We start from the raw sequence: 18,673 nt of genomic DNA, 5'->3' as shown, positions 1-18,673 counted from the left end.
CCCACCTCAATTTAGTTATTTCTATCCATTATACATGAATACCCAAACCATCCGCTACTTCGGCTGCATCCATAATTGCTTCACCCAAAGTTGGATGTGGATGGATAGTCAAAGAAATATCTTCTGAAGTTAAGCCATTCTCAATTGCCAATGAAAGCTCAGAAATCAAATCTGAAGCCGATGGACCGACAATTTGAGCTCCTAGCATTGCATTACTCTCTTTATCGGTAATCAAGCGAATAAAGCCGACACCTGCATCCATAGCTAATGCACGTCCATTACCTGCAAATGGGAACTTGCTAATCTTAGCATTCAAGCCCTTTTCTTTAACAGAATCTGGCGTTTCCCCTGTCGTAGCAAGTTCATACTGTGTATAAGCAACTGCTGGTAATGAGTAGTGCAAATCACGTGCATTTGCAGCGCCACTAATAGCTGCTGCTGCCACCTTACCTTCAAAACTTGCTTTGTGAGCCAATGCTGGACCAGCAACAATGTCACCAATTGCGTAAATGTGAGATACACTCGTCTTCATTTGGTCATTTACTTCAATCAAACCATGATCACCAACTTTAATATCAGTGTTGTTTAATCCAAGTGTATCGGAATTAGCTTTACGTCCAACTGATACCAAAAGATAATCACCGGTAACCGTTTGTTCCTTACCATCAACTTCATAAGTCAATGTGACTTCTTTATCAGTTTGAGTAGCACCCTTAGCCATTGCTGACGTGATGATTTCACCGCCGTGTTGCTTGAAGTCATTCAACACTGGTTTTGTCATTTCTTTATCAAAACCATTCAATGTGTGATCAAGACCTTCAACAATTGTGACCTTTGATCCTAAGTTGGCATATGCACCACCTAATTCAGAACCAATAACACCACCGCCGACAACAATTAGACGCTCAGGTACTTCTGGCAAGCTCAAGACACCAGTCGAATCAACAATACGACCACCAAACTTTAAGCTTGGAATCTTAACAGGTCGTGAACCAGCAGCCACAATTGCATTTTCAAAGCGCAACAATTGGTGACCATCTTCTTGTACAACGTTTAAAGTTTCGTTATCAGTAAATGTGGCCTCACCTTTAATCACTTGAATATGGTGCTTTTTCAAAAGCATCGCAACACCGCCCGTAAGTTGTTCAACAACTTTGTGTTGTTTCCAATCTTGTGCTTTTTCCCAGTCTAACTTACCTGTTAATGATAAACCAAATGGATTTTCTTCTTGTGATTCACGATAATGATGGCCAACATTAATCAATGCCTTTGATGGAATACATCCAATATTTAAACATACACCGCCAATATTATCACGCTCAATAATGGTAACATCTTGACCTAGTTCAGCTGCTCGAATTGCGGCGACATAGCCACCAGGGCCTGAACCAATAACTACTGTACCAACGTCTGTTGCTTCTGCACCAACAACCATTTTTATACCTCCATCAACATAAAGCTTGGATCAGCCAACAATTGCTTAAAGTAATTCATAGATTGTTGACCTAACATCCCGTCGATCAAACGGTGATCATAGCTTAGTGATAACTTCATATTCTGTCCAACTGCCAATTCGCCGTTTTCATCAACAATTGGTTCTTTAAGAATTGATCCGAGCCCTAGAATAGCTGATTCTTTACCATTAATAATTGGTGTGAACCATGTTCCACGAGCTGAACCTAGGTTAGAGATAGTAATTGTTGCACCTTGCATTTGCGCTGGCTTGATAGTACCTTCACGAACAGCTGTTGCTAAGTCGGCAATTTCAGTTGCAATTGCCATAATTGACTTACTCTCAGCATGTGCAATAACTGGTACATATAAACCTGATGGTGCGTTAACGGCAACACCAACATTTACAGTATCATGATAGATAACTTCATTGCTATCCATATCAATTGATGCATTAAGCTCTGGGAACTTCTTACCCATTGCTGCCAATGCCTTAACTGCATATGCCAAGTATGTTAACTTAACGCCCTGTTCCTTAGCAGATTCCTTGAATTGTGAACGGTGTGCAACCAACTTTGATACTTCAACACTATCAAAGTTCGTAACCGTTGGAATCGTAGCATTTTGTACTGACATTGCCTTAGCAATTGCCTTACGAACACCACTCATTGGTTGACGACCAGACTTCATCTCAGCTGGTTCTATCTTTGGAGCTGGTCCAGCCGGAGCAACAGGTGCCTCTGGCTTTGGAGCTTCAGGTGCTGGTGCTGCTGGCTCTTCAACACCTAATTGTGAACCAGTAAAGCCAACAACATCGTTCATTGTAATATGACCATGGCGACCAGTAGCAGGTACTTGGTTCAAATCAATTTGATTTTCAAATGCGTAATGACGTACAGATGGCATTGCCAAAATTTGACCGTTAGTTGCAACAACATTACCTGCAGATGCTGGTTCTACCGGAGCCTCTGGTGCTGCTTCTGGTTCAGCTGGCTTTTCTTCTTCCTTGGCAGCAGGTGCTGACTCTTCACCAGCAGCACTACCAGAACCATCCCCATCAAACTCAATCAAAGGATCACCAACCTCAACAGTTGTGTCTGGTTCAACAAAGAGCTTTGTTACCGTTCCAGCGTATGGTGACAAAATTTCTTGTACTAACTTATCATTTTGTACTTCAGCAACTGAATCATCAACAGCTACCTTATCACCAACTTTGACTAACCAATTAGTGATATCACCTTCGGCCATTCCTTCACCGATGTCCGGCATTTTAAAAATCTCAGTCATAGTTTACAACCTCCTTGGCCTTAGAAACAACATCATCGGCCTTAACCATCCAATCATTTTCAGCTTGTGCAAACGGATAAACTGTATCTGGTGCTGCTACACGTCCAATTGGTGCCTTCAAACTTAGAATAAAACGTTCTGAAATTTCAGACATAACTGTTGATGCAACACCCGCCATACGTTGCGCTTCTTGAACAACTACAACGCGACCAGTCTTCTTAACTGACTCACCAATAGTTTCAATATCAATTGGTGAAACCGTACGCAAATCAATGACTTCAGCTTCAATACCGTCCTTTGCTAGCTCATCAGCTGCTTTTAATGATAATGGAACAGCGCCACCATAAGAAATAATGGTTACGTCAGATCCTTCACGGACAATAGCTGCTTTATCTAATGGTGTTGTGTAATAGCCATCTGCGACTTCGCCCTTCATAGAACGGTAAAGATGTAAGTTTTCCAAGAAGACAACTGGATCATTTGATTCAATTGAGCTTAATAGTAATCCTTTTGCATCAGCGGGGTTAGCTGGCATAACAACACGTAATCCAGGAACTTGTGCAACAAGCCCTTCCAAATTGTCGGCGTGCATTTCTGGTGTTTTGGTTCCACCACCATAAGGTGAACGAACAACAATTGGCATATTACGTGTACCATTAAAACGGTAACGTGCACGTGACATTTGACCAGCAATTGAATCCATTACTTCGAACAAGAAACCAAAGAATTGAATTTCCATAATTGGACGGTAACCTGTTGTTGCCAAACCAATTGCTAATCCACCAATTCCTGATTCTGCTAATGGTGTGTTAAACACACGATCTTCACTATACTTTGCCTGCAGTCCATCAGTTGCACGGAACACACCACCATTTTCACCAACGTCTTCACCAAAAATTAATGTGTCTTCATCTTTTTCTAAAGCTAAATCTAAGGCATCCTGAATTGCTGCAATATATGTTTTATTAGCCATAATTACTTACCCTCGCTCTCGAAGTGCTCAATTTGTTCTTTCATAGCTTGTCCTGGAACTTCCAAAGTGTTCTTTAGGAAGTCAGAAATCTTTTGCTTTTCGATATTATCGGCAATCTTAATTTGCTCATCGATATAACTATCTACTTCAGCAATATAATCTTCTTCTTGCTTATCATCCCAAACACCTTTTTCTGTCATGAACTTACGCATCCGAATCAATGGTTCCTTCTTCCACCACTCAGCAATGTCTTCCTTAGTACGGTAACGTAATGGATCATCACCAGCAGTTGAGTGTGGTTCCAAACGGTTAGTCAATGTCTCAATCAAGACTGGTCCATTACCCGCAACTGCCCAAGCACGTGCTTCCTTAGAAGCTAAGTACATTGCCAAAGGATCGTTTCCATCAACAACTAGACTTGGAATTCCTGAACCCCAACCCTTAGCAGCCAAATGTGGTGCAGCTGTTTGCAAATCACGTGGTGTTGAAATAGCATAACCATTATTTTGAACAAAGAAGACGGCATTTGCCTTATAAGCTGAAGCAAAGTTAACACCTTCGTAGAAATCACCTTGTGATGTTCCACCGTCTCCAGTGTAAGCATATGCGACAGCGTCTTGCTTACGCTTCTTTAATCCCAAAGCAACACCTGCTGCTTCAACATATTGCGCACCGATGATGATTTGTGGCATCCATGAGTTAACTGGCTCACCTTCTTCAGTCGTAAACTCGTTACCCTTAGCGTGTCCACGTGACCAAAGGATAGCCTTCCAAACTGGCCAACCCTTATTAACAATTTCAGGGATATCACGGTATCCTGGGAACAACCAATCTTCCTTACCAAATGCATAAGCTGATGCCATTTGTGAAGCTTCTTGCCCTGCAGTTGGTGCGAAGAACCCAAAACGTCCTTGCTTTGCTAACTTTGTTGAACGAATGTCTAATTGACGACTAAATAACATCCGCTTCATAATTTCAACTAAATCTTCATCTGTTAATTCTGAACGCTTGTAAGCAGCCTTATCCAATAGCTTCCCATCATTATCCAACAACTTTAACGTTGGGAAAAAATCATCTTGTGCTTGCAACTGTCCATCAAAATCCAAAACCTTCTTATTTGCATCTGCGATACTTGCCATGCGTGTAGCCCCTTTCTACTTATCACCGTCTCCAGTAAACAATACCGCTAACTCATTGTTAGTAATACCACCAAAATATTGACCATCTTTATTAGCATCTAAAACTTTCAAGATTGCATCTTGAGAGAAAGTTTGTCCAATAAATTCATCCTTCATTTCACGCCAATCGCGTACGCCTAAGAAATCCCCCGTAAAATCAATATCTTGAATTTTACCTTCCTTAACGTTTGCTTTAACGTCGACGCTACCCCCAGCATATTTTGCATGATTTACAAAATCAAAATCAGGACTCTTACCGTAATTCCACTCCCAAGTTGAAAATCTTTCATTACGCCAACGCTTAATATCAGCGATCTGATCATCAGTTAGAATCAATTCGCCATCCTTACCTTGATTAGATAAGTAATAACGAAGTGCATCCATAAATCCTTCTAAAGTTTGGTTTTCTGGTGCATAATTTTTAATATTACCAACACGTGCACGTACTGACTTGGCTGCTTTGGAAATAAACTTCTCATCAGCAACATTCAATGAACGTACCATTGCATCAACGTCGGTGTCCCACATCAACGTACCATGATGCATTAAATATCCACCAGCATACCGTTGCGCATTTCCTGACACCTTCTTTCCATCAACTTCCAAGTCATTACGACCCGTAATCTTAGCATCAATACCAATTGATTGTAGTGCGTTATACATAGGCTCCACAAATTGCTTGAAATTCACCTGACTACTACTCTCAACTGGTACGAAAAAAGTGAAACAAATATTTCCTAAATCGTGATATACAGCACCACCACCAGACATACGGCGGACAACTTGTATGTCCTCTTTGTCCACATATTCCTGATTCACTTCACCGAACGTATTTTGATTTTGTCCGACAATGACAGCCTTTTTATTCTGCCACAACGTAAAAATTGGTTCATCTGGCTTTAGGTTATATAGTAACCAGCTATCCATCGCAATATTCTGATAGGCATCAGTGCCCAAATAGTTAATGTACCTCACGATTGTTCCCCCCCTTTTCAAAAGAAAGCGCTTACATGCTTTCTTTACGATAATTATAACACTTATATTTAAACAAGGAAAAAAAGCGTTAAAACATAAATTACTATACATTTAATGTCACTTTATTATCCCTTAATTTAGTGAATTAAATATTTTAAAATAAAAAAGACGATACAAAAACATATTTTTGTTTTTTTGTATCGTCTTTTTTATTTATTTTTTTATGTTGCGCATATGAAACTATTTTTTACTTATCACGTAGGTATGTCAATGCATCATTAAATGTTTTAACTGGCACAATTTTCATATTAGGGGCATACTTCTTGGCTGTTTTAACAGCCTGTTGATAATTAGTCTGACCGTCAATCTCATATTTCAAGTTTTGTTTTGTTGGTTTAATATACGGTGCGAAGAAAATTTTAGCACCAGCTTCATGTGCAACAATAACCTTCTTATCAATCCCGCCGATTTCACCAACATGACCTGCTTTATCAATTGTTCCGGTACCCGCTATTTTACGCCCATTTGCCAAATTCTCATTTGCCAAGCTATCATACATTTCTAATGAGAACATCAAACCACCAGATGGGCCCCCAATTTCTCCCATGTCTGCACTAATTTTACGTGGTGATGAGACCGCAACTGAATCCGTTAAGCCGATTCCCATACCTGGTAAGTTTTTAGTACCTTCAAGCGCAACTGACTTACCTGTCGCTTGTTTAACTTGCTTCTTATGTTTATATGTAATCGTTAATTTCGTGCCTACTTTACGAGCACGAATATACTTTTGAAACCCTTGTGCAGAATTAAATTTTTTTTGATCAACAGCAGTAACTGTATCGCCAACCTTTAGATATTTTTTGAAATTTGAAGTATCTTGTACTGACATAACATAAATACCGTTAAATGTTCGTTTATAAGGTACTTTGGCTGCCTTATAGGCATTGACTTTAGCTTCATTAACCGCCGAATTCATATAAATCCGATTAATTTCTTTACTTTCCGTAGCACTGGAACCACCATTTGCTTCACGACTTGTCATCAACGATGCCGTTGGATTTAACGCTGCAATAATTGCGCCAATACCATTAACTTGCGATAAATAAACTGCTGTAATCATGTATTGACCGTCAACTTTCGGCTTTTTACCATCAACTTTAATGTACGACTTCAAATCATCAGCCTCACCTGGTGTTTCCGAATACAATGGTAATGGCACAAATAAGCCAATTAGAATGATGACAAGACTAACGATGCCAATTATCTTTAAACGTTTTTTTGTTTTTGCCATAATTATTTACCTAATTTTTTATCGAAAGCACTTTTCACAGCATGTGGAACATAAGCAGAAATATCAGTACCAGTGCTAGCAATTTCTTTTAACAATGAACTCGAGATAAATTGGTGTTCAGGCTTTGCTAATAAAAAGATTGTTTCAACTGATGCCAAATCCATATTCATTTGCATGATATCACGTTCATACAAGTAATCCTTTTCATTCCGTAAGCCACGTACTAAAACATCAGCACCAACATTTTGCATAAAAGACACCGTTAAACCATGCATTTTTACAACACTAGTATTAGAGACATCCTTCGTTGCTTCCTTAATTAAACTGATTTTTTCATCAGCATCGAATAAATAATTTTTACTCAAATTCGTGCCAACACCAATAATAACTTCATCAAACAATTGTGAAGCTCGCTTCACAATGTCTAAATGTCCATTTGTTAATGGATCAAAACTTCCTGGAAATAATGCTTTAACCATCGCCTTACTCCTTTGTATAACGATATATCGTAATAACTGTAATACCATAATCTTTTTGCTTAATTAATTCAAATCCTGGCAAAACTTCTGGTAAATCAGCAAATTGGTCTGTTTCTGCTATTACTAACGCATCATCATTAATCAACTTGGCTGCTTGTAGCTCTTCCAAATCCTTTACAATGGTTTGTTTAGCATATGGCGGATCAAAGTACAAGACATCAAATGGTAAGCCACCTTTTAATCGTTGAATTGCTGTCTCAGCTGTGCTTTTAATGACTTTAAATTGTTCTGCATGTTTTGTAACTGCTATATTTTCTTTAATTGTTTTGATGGCTGCATATTGACGATCAACAAGTACAGCTTCTGAAATACCACGTGAGACACCTTCAATACTTAACCCACCAGATCCAGCATATAAATCTAGTGAACGACCACCATCAAAATAAGGCCCAATTATATTAAACAAGGCTTCTTTTACTTTATCAGTTGTTGGTCGTGTCGCATTGCCAGGCACAGCCTTCAATGAACGACCACCAAAATCACCACTTACAATTCGCATTACAATTCCTCTTCGTCTATTGGCTCATCTGCTAATTCATTCGGATCAACGGTTAATTCAAATGAATCTTCCTCACTACCTACCGTTGTATCAACTTCTGGCCAATGAGAAATACTAACTGAATCTACAAATCCCAATCTTTCAATCAACTTTGTTTTAGTTTCAATATCTTCTTCATCCATATAGATTACTGCGTATTTCATTTTTTCTGAAATATAATTAACTACACCAAAACGGCGTAATTGACGAGCTTGACGTACATTTTTTAAATAAACAATCACGCTGCGCCTTGCTTGCATCATAAATGCCATTAGTTATTCCTTTCTAACTGGATAATTCATTGCTTCTGATTTAATTTGACCAATTATATTTAGTGCAACACCAAAAGTTATTCCCCATGACAGTAGCGAAGAACCACCATATGAAATCATCGGGAAAGTCACACCGGTAATTGGTAAGGCACCTACGACACCACCTAAATTAATTAAAATTTGAACCACAATATAAGTTGCAATACCATATAAAACAAGTCGTTGATTCATGTGACGCGCACGAATTCCCATCACGATCAAACGCCATATAATCACCGCAAATACAATCAAAACAAGCCAGATAGTAATTGCACCTAATTCTTCACCTACAATGGCCATAATGAAATCGGTATTAGGTTCTGGCAAATAACCTGTCTTTTGAATACTATTGCCTAAGCCACGGCCAAACAACCCACCATTACTAATAGCATAGTAAGAATTAATTAATTGATGTCCTGCATCACCAGCTAACCAAGGATTAACATATGCATCAAATCTGGCTAGTTGATACTGGAAAAATGGCAGTCTGCCCAAAACTGGTAATAAAAATGGAATTGCTATATATAGACAAACTACTACTGCTAAAAAGGTTAACAATGCTCTTTTTCTAACACCAGCCATTGTCATAACAATCGCCAATATCAGAATTAAAATAATCGCCCCTCCCATATCAGGCATTAATATTGTTAAGCCTATTCCTGTAAGTGGAATCATAACATCCCATAATCGGATATTCGGAAACCATGCCTTAGTTTTAGGTATTTTCCTAGCGAAGCGATGGGCAATGTACAAAATCATACTAATTTTAAAATATTCAACAGGTTGGATTCCAAAAGATCCAATATAAATCCAGCCTTTCGCGCCGGACGTCACTGGCCCTACTAGTAACGTAATGCCCATTGTTATCAAAATACCAATATTTACAGCTAAAACTGAACGATTAATAAATTTTGATTCCCATTTAATTTTAAAAATAAAAATAATCAATATTGTGGTTAAACTTAAAACACCAAACAATGCCTGTTTTTTTAAAAAGCTGCTAGCTGATCCGGTAGCCATATTAGTACTTGCTGTGTATACCATAGCATCACCAAAAATCATGATGGCGATAATAGGAATGAGCAACCACAAATCTAAATAACGAAACCTATTTTTTATTCGGTTGATCAGGTTAATTTTATTTACCCCATTTTTAGGCACCTGTTCTTTTTTTGCTTCCATATCAATAAGCTCCTCTTTTATAAATAGCTTTTTCTATTTTATCACATCTACTCCCATAGCTAATAATGCATTAACGGATATCATATTTTCGTCATAACAATAAAGAAAAAAGTTGCTGTCCATAATTAACATGGGCAACAACTTTTTAACTTTTATTTTGAATTAGCCTTGTTGTGACATCTTACGACGCTTAGCAGCCTTTTCACGTTCACTTGTAACCAAAATTTGCTTACGGATACGAACGTTTTCTGGTGTTACTTCGGCGTATTCATCATCATCCAAGAATTCCAATGATTCTTCAAGCGTCATATCACGTGGCGTCTTGATAGAAGCAGTTTGATCCTTATTTGATGAACGCACGTTAGTTTGGTTCTTAGCCTTTGTAACATTGACAGAAATGTCATTATCACGACTATTCATACCAACAACCATACCTTCATAAATATCGTCACCAGGATGGATGAACATCGTTCCACGATCTTCAACACCCATGATAGCATATGTCGTTGATTGACCTTGGTTGATTGAAACAAGCGTTCCGTTACGACGACCAGGATTCCAGTTCTTAACAATTGGTCCATATGACTCAAATGTGTGGTTATAAATACCATATCCACGAGTCAATGACATAAATTCAGTTGAGTAACCAATCAAACCACGTGATGGTACTAGGAAGTCCATACGAGTTGTTCCAGTACCAGTTGGTTCCATATTACGCATTTCACCCTTACGTTGGTTCAATGACTCAATAACAGAACCTGAGTACTCGTCAGGAGTATCAACTTGCACAGCTTCAAATGGCTCTGATTGTACGCCATCAATGTCCTTGATAATAACTTGTGGACGTGAAACTTGTAATTCAAAACCTTCACGACGTAAGTTTTCAATCAAAATTGACAAGTGCAATTCACCACGACCAGAAACTAACCATGCTCCCGCTTCATCAGTCTCTGCAACACGTAATGAAACATCAGTATGCAATTCACGAGTCAAACGGTCTTCAATTTGACGAGCTGTAACAAATTTACCTTCACGCCCAGCAAATGGTGAATCATTTGTACGGAAAGTCATTTGCAATGTAGGTTCGTCAATGTGAAGTAATGGCAAAGCTTCAGGGTGTGCAGGATCTACAACAGTTTCTCCAACTGAAATATCGTCCATTCCTGAAATAGCAATCAAATCACCAGCTTGTGCTTCATCAATTTCGATACGATCCAAACCAATGTAACCAAACAACTTTGTAACACGGAAGTTAGGGGTTGACCCATCTGCCTTCATAACAGCAACTGAGTCACCAACTTTAATCGTACCATTGAAGACACGACCAATTCCAATACGTCCAACGAAATCATTATAATCCAAAAGTGATACTTGGAATTGCAATGGCTCTGCTGATGTATCTTCTGGCGCAGGAATAGTCTTAAAGACAGTTTCAAAAATTGGTGTCATTGTGTGTTCTTGTGTATCAACATCTGGGTCATATGATGATGTTCCATTCATAGCTGAAGCGTAAACAACTGGGAAGTCCAATTGTTCTTCATCAGCACCCAATTCAATAAACAAGTCCAAAACTTCATCAACAACTTCTGATGGACGTGCACCAGGACGGTCAACCTTGTTAACAACCACGATAGGTGTTAAGTTTTGCTCAAAGGCCTTCTTCAACACGAAACGTGTTTGAGGCATCGTTCCTTCAAAGGCATCGACAACAAGCAAAACACCATCAACCATACCCATAATACGCTCAACTTCACCACCGAAGTCCGCGTGTCCTGGCGTGTCCATGATATTGATTTGCTTATCACCAACTTTAACAGCTGTGTTCTTTGATAGAATGGTAATACCACGCTCTTTTTCAAGATCGTTAGTATCCATTGCTCGGTCACCTAATTCTGTACGCAAATCTAGCGTATCAGATTGCTTCAACAATTCATTAACCAACGTTGTCTTTCCATGATCGACGTGGGCAATAATTGCAATATTTCGGATATTTTCGCGTTTTGCCAAAATTTTCTTCTCCTTGACGAATACGTCACTTTTTTCTTAACCGGTGTAACAAACATCAATTATAACAACAACACTAACTCTTTTTTTGTAAAAGTGCCATAATGTCTGCGTATGCTTTGTCTGTCGCTACAAGTACTGAACCTGATACTAACATATTCATAGGTTGTTCGTCAATCGTTCCGACACGTAATCCCAAAGATTTCGCCAAAGTGACACCTGCTGCAAAATCCCATGGTCGCATCCGACTCAAATAAGCAACCGCTTTCCCTGTTAAAACATGTAAATATGAAATACCAGCTGAGCCATAAACCCGATAACCTATTGCTGCTTTGGCTAATTGAGGAAATCCTGGTTCTTCATACAACAAACGAGCTCCTGACAAAATTACTAGCCCCTCATCCAAACCAATATCAACAGATAGTTCTAGCTTCTCACCATTATGGAAAACACCATACTCAGGACCACCATGGATAATATCATGTTGTTGCACATCCATAATCCAAGCCATGACTGGTTCACCATCTTCATAGACAGCGACCATTGTTGCAAATTCAGCTTGTTGCTTAACAAAATTCATGGTGCCATCGATGGGATCAACAAACCAAATTCGTCCTTTCATTGACTTAACGGCATCCCCAAAGCCTTCTTCACCTAAAATTTTTGCTTCTGGATCAAAATTACGAATATGTTGAACATAATACTGTTCAACTTCGCGATCTACATTCGTCACTAAATCTCGATGGCTAGATTTTGTATCTACTTGCATGCGTTGCTGTACACATTGCTCAACTAAATGATGGACCTGATCCAACCATTTTAATACTGTCGTATCTAACTTCTGTAATTGTATTTGATCCATATGCTAGCTCTCCATTTTAATACGCTGACTAGTTGTTTGATGAGCAAATTTTATTGTTTTGTAGATACTGTAGCCCGAATCCTTTTCAAATTCTCGACCAATTTGTTTCTCTTCACTCTTACTTGGTACAACAGTTTTGAACGCTGCATACGACTCTAATAAATCTTGACGGTCAATGCCGATTTCATATGCATTTGCAATTGCCGAATAAAATTTACTAGTCACAATAATATCTGTCTTGTCCCATCCCGGTAATATTGGATAGGCAAAATTTTTATCTGATTGTATCATCATACATTACCCCAAATAACGTGTATTGTCTGTTTGGTGCCATGGATCTTTATTATTAATATGATCATAATACAAAGAACCATGTAAGTGATCAATTTCATGTTGAAAGACAATTGCTGGATACCCTGATAAGCGCAACTCTTGTTGTTCGCCTTGCTCATTTTGAAATTTAACTGTAATTTTATAAGCACGATTAACATAACCAGGCAAATCATTGTCTACAGACAAGCACCCTTCCCCCATAGATAAAGCAGCCTGTTTTACCGACTGACGTGTAATCACTGGGTTATAAATGGTCCCCTTAAAGTAATATTCATCATCATTTTCAGGCTTTTCTTGCAATTCTTCTACATCATCAGAGGGAATTAAGATAGATGAAAACTGTTGTGATACACCAACTTGTGGCGCAGCCAAACCGACACCTGGACGTAATCCATATTTTTCATTTTCTTCCTCATTTTGGCTAACAACTAAATATTCCATCATATTTTTTGATACTTCTTTTACTTCATCAGATAAAGGAAACTCAACTTTAGTTGCTCGTTCACGCAATACTTTATTACCATCACGCACAATTTCATTCATCAAATACATCTTTAAAATCTCCTGTTTTATATTTATATTTAGTATACCAAACTCTATACCGGTTGATTTAATTTCCTTAAATCTCTAATATAGGCCGCTGTTTCTTGATTTGTTATATGAGCAATATCAATATGTAATTCCGGTACACGGGCATCATACCAAACATCAGTGACTAACAAGGCCATTTCGTCAGTTGCTGCACTTTTTAGATTGTTTTTTTCAGCATACTCTCTTAGCGCATTATTAACTGCTTGTCGTACCACAATCACTTCTTGCAAATCAGAAACTGGTAATACAAATTCAAATGCCATCACTTCATGTCCCCAAATATTTGCAACCAAAGTTGAAGATATTTGTTTATCTGGCACCAAATAAAGTGCGTCATTAAGATCTTTCAATGCATAAGTGAGGGCATGGTTAACCACTTGCTGTGAAGTAATGATTTGACGTTCTGTCAAACGGCGACCATAGCGACGGTAAATAGTTAGGGCAATCATAATACATATAATAATCAATACTAGCCACAGAAACCACATAACATCCTCCACTATTTAAAATTGTAAAAATTTACTATATCTAGTGTACCTGAATTCAGGCGAAAAAACGATTAAGCAGACCAATATTCAGTAATTATTTTAACAAAATAATTTCAACACACTAGTATTTAAGCTTAATCATGATATTACTTATCCATTTGTCTTATCAAACTCATCTGGATATGTACTATTCCATATCCAGATAATAAACCATCAACTTAACAGTTAAGTAGCCGATAACATGATTTTCTGCTAAACTTACTCTATAAGAAGATTCGGAATAAAACATAAGGAGCACTTTATTACTATGATTTTTAAAGTTTACTATCAACCTAATTCATTTCAAAGCCCAGAGCGCGAAAACACACAATCTATCTATTTAGATGCAGTTGATTTGCCTTCAGCACGTTTGGCTGTTGAAAAAAATACTGAATTTAATGTTGAACACATTGAACAACTATCAGAAAAGGCACTTGCTTACGAGCAACAAAGCCCAAATTTTAAACTAACGGAGTTTTAATCTATGACGACTGATTTTACTATTCGGCCTGATGAAACAGCTGTTTATGCTTTGGGTGGTTTGGGAGAAATCGGAAAAAACACGTATGGTATTGAATATGGTGATGAAATCATTGTTGTTGATGCTGGTGTCAAATTTCCAGAAGATGAACTTTTAGGAATTGACTATGTCATTCCTGATTACTCTTACCTAAAAGCAAACAAAGATAAAATCAAGGCCCTTGTTATTACACACGGACACGAAGACCATATTGGCGCTATTCATTTCTTTCTAAATGCTGTTAACGTGCCGGTCTATGCTGGTCCACTTGCAATTGCGCTAATTAAAAACAAATTGGATGAACATGGACTTCTTAATAGTACGGAACTTCATGAAATTAATGAAGATACTGTTCTACAATTCGATAAAATGAGTGTTGAATTTTTCCGTACAACCCACTCAATTCCTGATACTTATGGTGTTGCTGTTCATACACCTTCAGGAACTATCGTAGAAACCGGTGATTTTAAATTTGATCTGACGCCCACGACTAAGCAGCCACCTAACCTTCAAAAAATGGCGCGAATTGGTTCAGAAGGCGTATTGTTATTAATGTCTGATTCAACCAATGCCGAACGCCCAGAATTTTCAAAATCTGAGCGTTGGGTTGGTAAGACCATTAACAAGCTCTTTAATGAAATTGACGGTCGTATTATATTTGCAACCTTTGCTTCAAATATGTCTCGTATCCAAATGGCTACTGAGGCAGCTATCGCACATGGTCGTAAAATTGCTGTGTTTGGTCGCTCAATGGAAGGCGCTGTCAACAATGGTCGTGCTTTAGGTTACTTAGATATTCCTGATGATATGTTAGTAGATGCCCATGAAATTAATCGTCTACCACCAGAAAAGGTTTTGATTATGTCAACAGGTTCTCAAGGTGAACCGATGGCTGCCTTAGCACGTATCGCAAACGGAACCCATCGACAAATCTCTATTCAACCCAATGATACTGTCATCTTTTCAAGTTCTCCAATTCCAGGTAATACACAATCTGTTAACCGAGTTATCAATGAACTTGAAGAAGCAGGCGCTAATGTTATTCATGGTAAAATTAATAACATCCATGCTTCTGGTCACGGTGGTCAAGAAGAACAAAAACTAATGCTATCATTAATGCAACCAAAGTACTTTATGCCTATTCACGGTGAATACCGTATGCTTAAAGTACATGAAGGATTAGGTCATGACATTGGTGTCCCCGAGGAGAATACGTTCGTCCTAGACAATGGTGACGTTCTGGCAGTTTCCCCTAATGAAGCACATGTCGTGGGTCAAATACCTGCACAAGATACTTACGTTGATGGTAATGGTATTGGTGATGTTGGTACTGCTGTTTTGCGTGATCGTCAGATGTTATCTGAAGACGGTTTAGTCGTTGTTGTTGCAACAATTGATTTAAAGAACAAAGAAATTACTGCTGGACCAGACATTCTTTCACGTGGTTTTATTTACATGCGTGAATCTGAAGAATTAATCAATGAAGGTCGTAAAGTTATTTTCCACGCAATCTTATCATCAATGCATGAGACATCAGCAAATGATCACACTATTCGTAATGCGGTTGTTTCTCAGCTACAACGTTTCTTATTTGAACAAACAAAACGACGTCCGTTGATTTTGCCAATGTTTATTATGATTTAGTACACAGATTTTTTAAAAAAATAAAAAAGCCACTTGGCTTGTTACATATTATTTGTAATCAAGCTAAGTGGCTTTTTATTTTTTTTAAAAGCATATCGGATATTTAATTAATTGAATTTTTGCGTCAAATATTTGAGGTGATACTGATTCCCCATCTAAATGACTATATTCAGATCTCGTTGTTTTCAAAATCATTTGTTTTGTTTGAATATGATTGACTTCTGAATATTGATAATAATTTCCCCTAAACAATGCACCCAATAACCAAATAAGGCGAAAAATATGCTGCGGCTTATCAACAATAATAATATCCAGTAATCCATCAGTGGGATCGGCATCGGGTAAAATTTTAATTCCTCCACCAAAATATGGATTATTAGCAATTGTCACAAAATAGCCTTTTTGTGTCCGTATTTGCTGGCGATTAGCATCTTCCACCATTATTTCAAATGCTTCTTGCTTAACAAGACTTTTAAGTGCTGCTATTAGATAACTCCACTGCCCCATATGTAATTTATTCAACCAACGTTTCGTCTGCGAATCATTTGCAAAATGGACTGCTGTTGCATCAATACCAATGCCCATGTTATTTATAAAATACGTTATCATACTTGTTTGTTGATTCGTATATTTACCAATATCAATCATCTTAAATTGGCGGTATTTCATTGCCTGGTCAATTCTTTTAAATGCTAAAACGGGATCGTTAGATAAGCTGTACAGTCGAGCAAAATCATTACCTGAACCTGCTGAAATGTAACCAATTGGTATTTGCTGTGCTATTTTTACATTATGTAATACACCATTAATTGCCTCGTGCAATGTACCATCGCCACCCATTATAATAATACTCTGTTGTGGATCAGTGTAATCTTGGTTTCCCAGACGCTTTTGAATATCACCTGTTGCTTTTGAAAAATAAATTTCATAATCAAATGATTGTTCAATTAAATATTGTTGCAATATGCGCCATTTTCTTTTTGCCCGACCGCTACCAGCAATCGGATTCACTAAAAATATATACTTCATTTATGAACAACCGTTATTTATTAGTTTTATCCCAATACTTCTTTTTGTAAGCATCTCGATCTTGTTTTTCATCGGCATAAATATCCGCATGCTTACGATAAAATTGTTGGTGCTCTTCTTCAGCATCCCAAAAAGTTACTGCTTTTTCAATTTTAGTCACAATGGGGTCATCACCAAAGATACCTGACGCCACCAATTGTTGTTTTGATGCTTCAGCAATTGCTAATTGTTCATCTGAAGCAACGAAAATAACTGGTCTGTAATTATCGCCACGATCTTGAAATTGACCCATCGCATCTGTTGGATCAGCAGTTTGCCAATATAAGTCAACTAAATCCTTATAATCAACTACACTATCATCAAACCATACTTTAACAGCTTCCGTATGACCCGTTTTATGTGCTTTAACTTCTTCATATGTTGGATTGTCCTTAAACCCACCTGTATAACCTGAACGTACTTTTATAATACCTGGTAATGTTTCAAACGGTTCCACCATGCACCAAAAACATCCACCTGCAAATATTGCTGTTTTTTCTGCCATAATAATTTATCTCCTACTTTAATTTAATATCCCAAGCTGCTTTTTCTGCTGAACCATATAAGTCATGCATATGTTTTTTTGTTTGTTCAGTTTGATATGTTTTAACGACTTGTTTGTAAACCTTTTTATTTTGCTTATCCTTACGGGCAACAATAATATTAATGTATCCTTTATTCGCCTTATTAACAGGCTCTGTATAGAGCGCTTTATCAATATCTAATTTAGCATCTAGCGCATAATTAGTATTAACAACACCTGCATCAACTCCTTTTAGAGCTGATGCTGTTTGTTCAGAATTTACTTCTTTAATTTTAAAATTCTTTTTATTTTGCGTTATGTCCGCAACACCGGGAACCTTCTTTGCATGATCATATTTAATTAATTTAGCATCTTGTAAAACATCTAATGCTCTTTTTTCATTTGAACCATCATTTGGCACAATAATCGTTGCGCCTTTAGGTAATTCTTTCAAACTTTTATATTTTTCAGAATACATGCGAATAGGCGTCACATACGTTTTACCAATCGATACTAATTTATTACCTAAATGTTTATTTTGCTCATTAAAATAATCAATTGTTTGCATCGCATTTAAGTCAATTGAATTATCGACTAATGCTTGATTAGGCTTAACATAATCAGTGAATAATTTTAACTTGATATTAATATCATACTTTTTAGCCGCATCTTTTTTTACATATTCCCATAATTGACGATCAGAATCACCAACTAAACCAACTGTTACTGTTTTAGGTTTACTATCTGCAGAAATAATTTGTGTACTAATCGTTGACCCAATTACAGTAGCCCCCAGTACACCAATTGTACTTATCAAAAATTTATTCATCAAAACACTCTCTTTCGTAAAATAAAAAAGTCGTTTCTAGGCTCTA

General features: G+C 37.6%; 20 protein-coding genes. 2 read left to right on the top strand and 18 right to left on the bottom strand.

Annotation, left to right across the window (positions count from 1 at the left end; translation table 11 throughout):
• Positions 1-28 precede the first annotated feature (28 nt).
• The 15 genes from lpdA to FFM55_RS06930 form a co-directional block, all read right to left on the bottom strand.
• A complete protein-coding gene (gene lpdA / locus FFM55_RS07000) occupies positions 29-1,435 on the bottom strand; it encodes a dihydrolipoyl dehydrogenase (RefSeq protein WP_042492580.1) in 1,407 nt (468 codons plus the stop codon).
• Positions 1,436-1,437: 2 nt separating this feature from the next.
• Positions 1,438-2,739 (bottom strand): 2-oxo acid dehydrogenase subunit E2, encoded by a 1,302-nt coding sequence (locus FFM55_RS06995; protein WP_137600772.1) that lies wholly within the window; start codon positions 2,737-2,739, stop codon positions 1,438-1,440.
• Complete coding sequence (locus FFM55_RS06990; protein ID WP_042492575.1) at positions 2,732-3,712, bottom strand: alpha-ketoacid dehydrogenase subunit beta; 981 nt, start codon at positions 3,710-3,712, stop codon at positions 2,732-2,734. Before FFM55_RS06990 ends, FFM55_RS06995 begins: the two co-directional genes overlap by 8 nt.
• Before the next feature lie 2 nt (positions 3,713-3,714).
• The gene (locus FFM55_RS06985) at positions 3,715-4,851 is read right to left on the bottom strand and encodes a thiamine pyrophosphate-dependent dehydrogenase E1 component subunit alpha (protein ID WP_042492573.1); all 1,137 of its coding nucleotides are present in this window, start codon (positions 4,849-4,851) and stop codon (positions 3,715-3,717) included.
• Between the two features lie 15 nt (positions 4,852-4,866).
• On the bottom strand, positions 4,867-5,865 hold the full coding sequence (gene lplA, locus FFM55_RS06980; RefSeq protein ID WP_042492571.1) for a lipoate--protein ligase: 999 nt from the start codon (positions 5,863-5,865) through the stop codon (positions 4,867-4,869).
• A gap of 247 nt (positions 5,866-6,112) precedes the next feature.
• Positions 6,113-7,156 (bottom strand): SepM family pheromone-processing serine protease, encoded by a 1,044-nt coding sequence (locus FFM55_RS06975; RefSeq protein ID WP_042492560.1) that lies wholly within the window; start codon positions 7,154-7,156, stop codon positions 6,113-6,115.
• A gap of 2 nt (positions 7,157-7,158) precedes the next feature.
• Positions 7,159-7,635 carry a pantetheine-phosphate adenylyltransferase gene (coaD, locus tag FFM55_RS06970; RefSeq protein ID WP_042492558.1) on the bottom strand — a complete coding sequence of 159 codons (477 nt, stop codon included), beginning with the start codon at positions 7,633-7,635 and terminating at the stop codon, positions 7,159-7,161.
• 4 nt (positions 7,636-7,639) lie between these two features.
• Positions 7,640-8,194 carry a 16S rRNA (guanine(966)-N(2))-methyltransferase RsmD gene (rsmD, locus tag FFM55_RS06965; protein WP_042492556.1) on the bottom strand — a complete coding sequence of 185 codons (555 nt, stop codon included), beginning with the start codon at positions 8,192-8,194 and terminating at the stop codon, positions 7,640-7,642.
• Positions 8,194-8,505: a YlbG family protein gene (locus tag FFM55_RS06960; protein WP_042492554.1), complete on the bottom strand. Its 312-nt coding sequence runs from the start codon at positions 8,503-8,505 to the stop codon at positions 8,194-8,196. The genes rsmD and FFM55_RS06960 overlap by 1 nt, the downstream gene beginning before the upstream one ends.
• 3 nt (positions 8,506-8,508) lie before the next feature.
• Positions 8,509-9,726 carry an FtsW/RodA/SpoVE family cell cycle protein gene (locus FFM55_RS06955; protein WP_042492553.1) on the bottom strand — a complete coding sequence of 406 codons (1,218 nt, stop codon included), beginning with the start codon at positions 9,724-9,726 and terminating at the stop codon, positions 8,509-8,511.
• Positions 9,727-9,888: 162 nt separating this feature from the next.
• Positions 9,889-11,733, bottom strand: coding sequence for a translational GTPase TypA (typA, locus tag FFM55_RS06950; RefSeq protein ID WP_042492550.1), 1,845 nt, complete (start codon positions 11,731-11,733; stop codon positions 9,889-9,891).
• Between the two features lie 73 nt (positions 11,734-11,806).
• Positions 11,807-12,592 carry an inositol monophosphatase family protein gene (locus FFM55_RS06945; protein ID WP_137600771.1) on the bottom strand — a complete coding sequence of 262 codons (786 nt, stop codon included), beginning with the start codon at positions 12,590-12,592 and terminating at the stop codon, positions 11,807-11,809.
• Between the two features lie 3 nt (positions 12,593-12,595).
• Positions 12,596-12,886, bottom strand: a complete 291-nt coding sequence (locus FFM55_RS06940) for a UPF0223 family protein (RefSeq protein ID WP_042492546.1) — start codon at positions 12,884-12,886, stop codon at positions 12,596-12,598.
• A 3-nt stretch (positions 12,887-12,889) separates the two neighbouring features.
• Positions 12,890-13,477 carry a peptide deformylase gene (def, locus tag FFM55_RS06935; RefSeq protein ID WP_137600770.1) on the bottom strand — a complete coding sequence of 196 codons (588 nt, stop codon included), beginning with the start codon at positions 13,475-13,477 and terminating at the stop codon, positions 12,890-12,892.
• Positions 13,478-13,521: 44 nt separating this feature from the next.
• On the bottom strand, positions 13,522-14,004 hold the full coding sequence (locus FFM55_RS06930) for a hypothetical protein (protein ID WP_042492542.1): 483 nt from the start codon (positions 14,002-14,004) through the stop codon (positions 13,522-13,524).
• A 307-nt stretch (positions 14,005-14,311) separates the two neighbouring features.
• Between FFM55_RS06930 and FFM55_RS06925 the strand changes: the two genes are divergently transcribed.
• Together FFM55_RS06925 and rnjA are read left to right on the top strand one after the other, a co-directional pair.
• Entirely contained in the window at positions 14,312-14,524 is a 213-nt protein-coding gene (locus FFM55_RS06925) for a DNA-directed RNA polymerase subunit epsilon (RefSeq protein ID WP_042492538.1), read from the top strand.
• 3 nt (positions 14,525-14,527) lie between these two features.
• Positions 14,528-16,207, top strand: coding sequence for a ribonuclease J1 (gene rnjA / locus FFM55_RS06920; protein WP_137600769.1), 1,680 nt, complete (start codon positions 14,528-14,530; stop codon positions 16,205-16,207).
• Positions 16,208-16,291: 84 nt separating this feature from the next.
• Here rnjA and FFM55_RS06915 read toward each other — a convergent pair whose 3' ends face one another.
• The 3 genes from FFM55_RS06915 to FFM55_RS06905 are packed head-to-tail and all read right to left on the bottom strand — an operon-like array spanning position 16,292 to position 18,627.
• On the bottom strand, positions 16,292-17,236 hold the full coding sequence (locus tag FFM55_RS06915) for a diacylglycerol/lipid kinase family protein (protein ID WP_137600768.1): 945 nt from the start codon (positions 17,234-17,236) through the stop codon (positions 16,292-16,294).
• Between the two features lie 13 nt (positions 17,237-17,249).
• On the bottom strand, positions 17,250-17,780 hold the full coding sequence (gene msrA / locus FFM55_RS06910) for a peptide-methionine (S)-S-oxide reductase MsrA (protein ID WP_042492525.1): 531 nt from the start codon (positions 17,778-17,780) through the stop codon (positions 17,250-17,252).
• Between the two features lie 13 nt (positions 17,781-17,793).
• The gene (locus tag FFM55_RS06905; protein ID WP_137600767.1) at positions 17,794-18,627 is read right to left on the bottom strand and encodes a MetQ/NlpA family ABC transporter substrate-binding protein; all 834 of its coding nucleotides are present in this window, start codon (positions 18,625-18,627) and stop codon (positions 17,794-17,796) included.
• Positions 18,628-18,673: the final 46 nt, after the last annotated feature.

This window comes from Weissella sagaensis (genome assembly GCF_005405285.1).
In the GTDB taxonomy this organism is placed as follows: domain Bacteria; phylum Bacillota; class Bacilli; order Lactobacillales; family Lactobacillaceae; genus Weissella; species Weissella sagaensis.
Note: the sequence above shows the minus strand (reverse complement) of the source record. Positions and strands in the feature narration are given on the sequence as shown.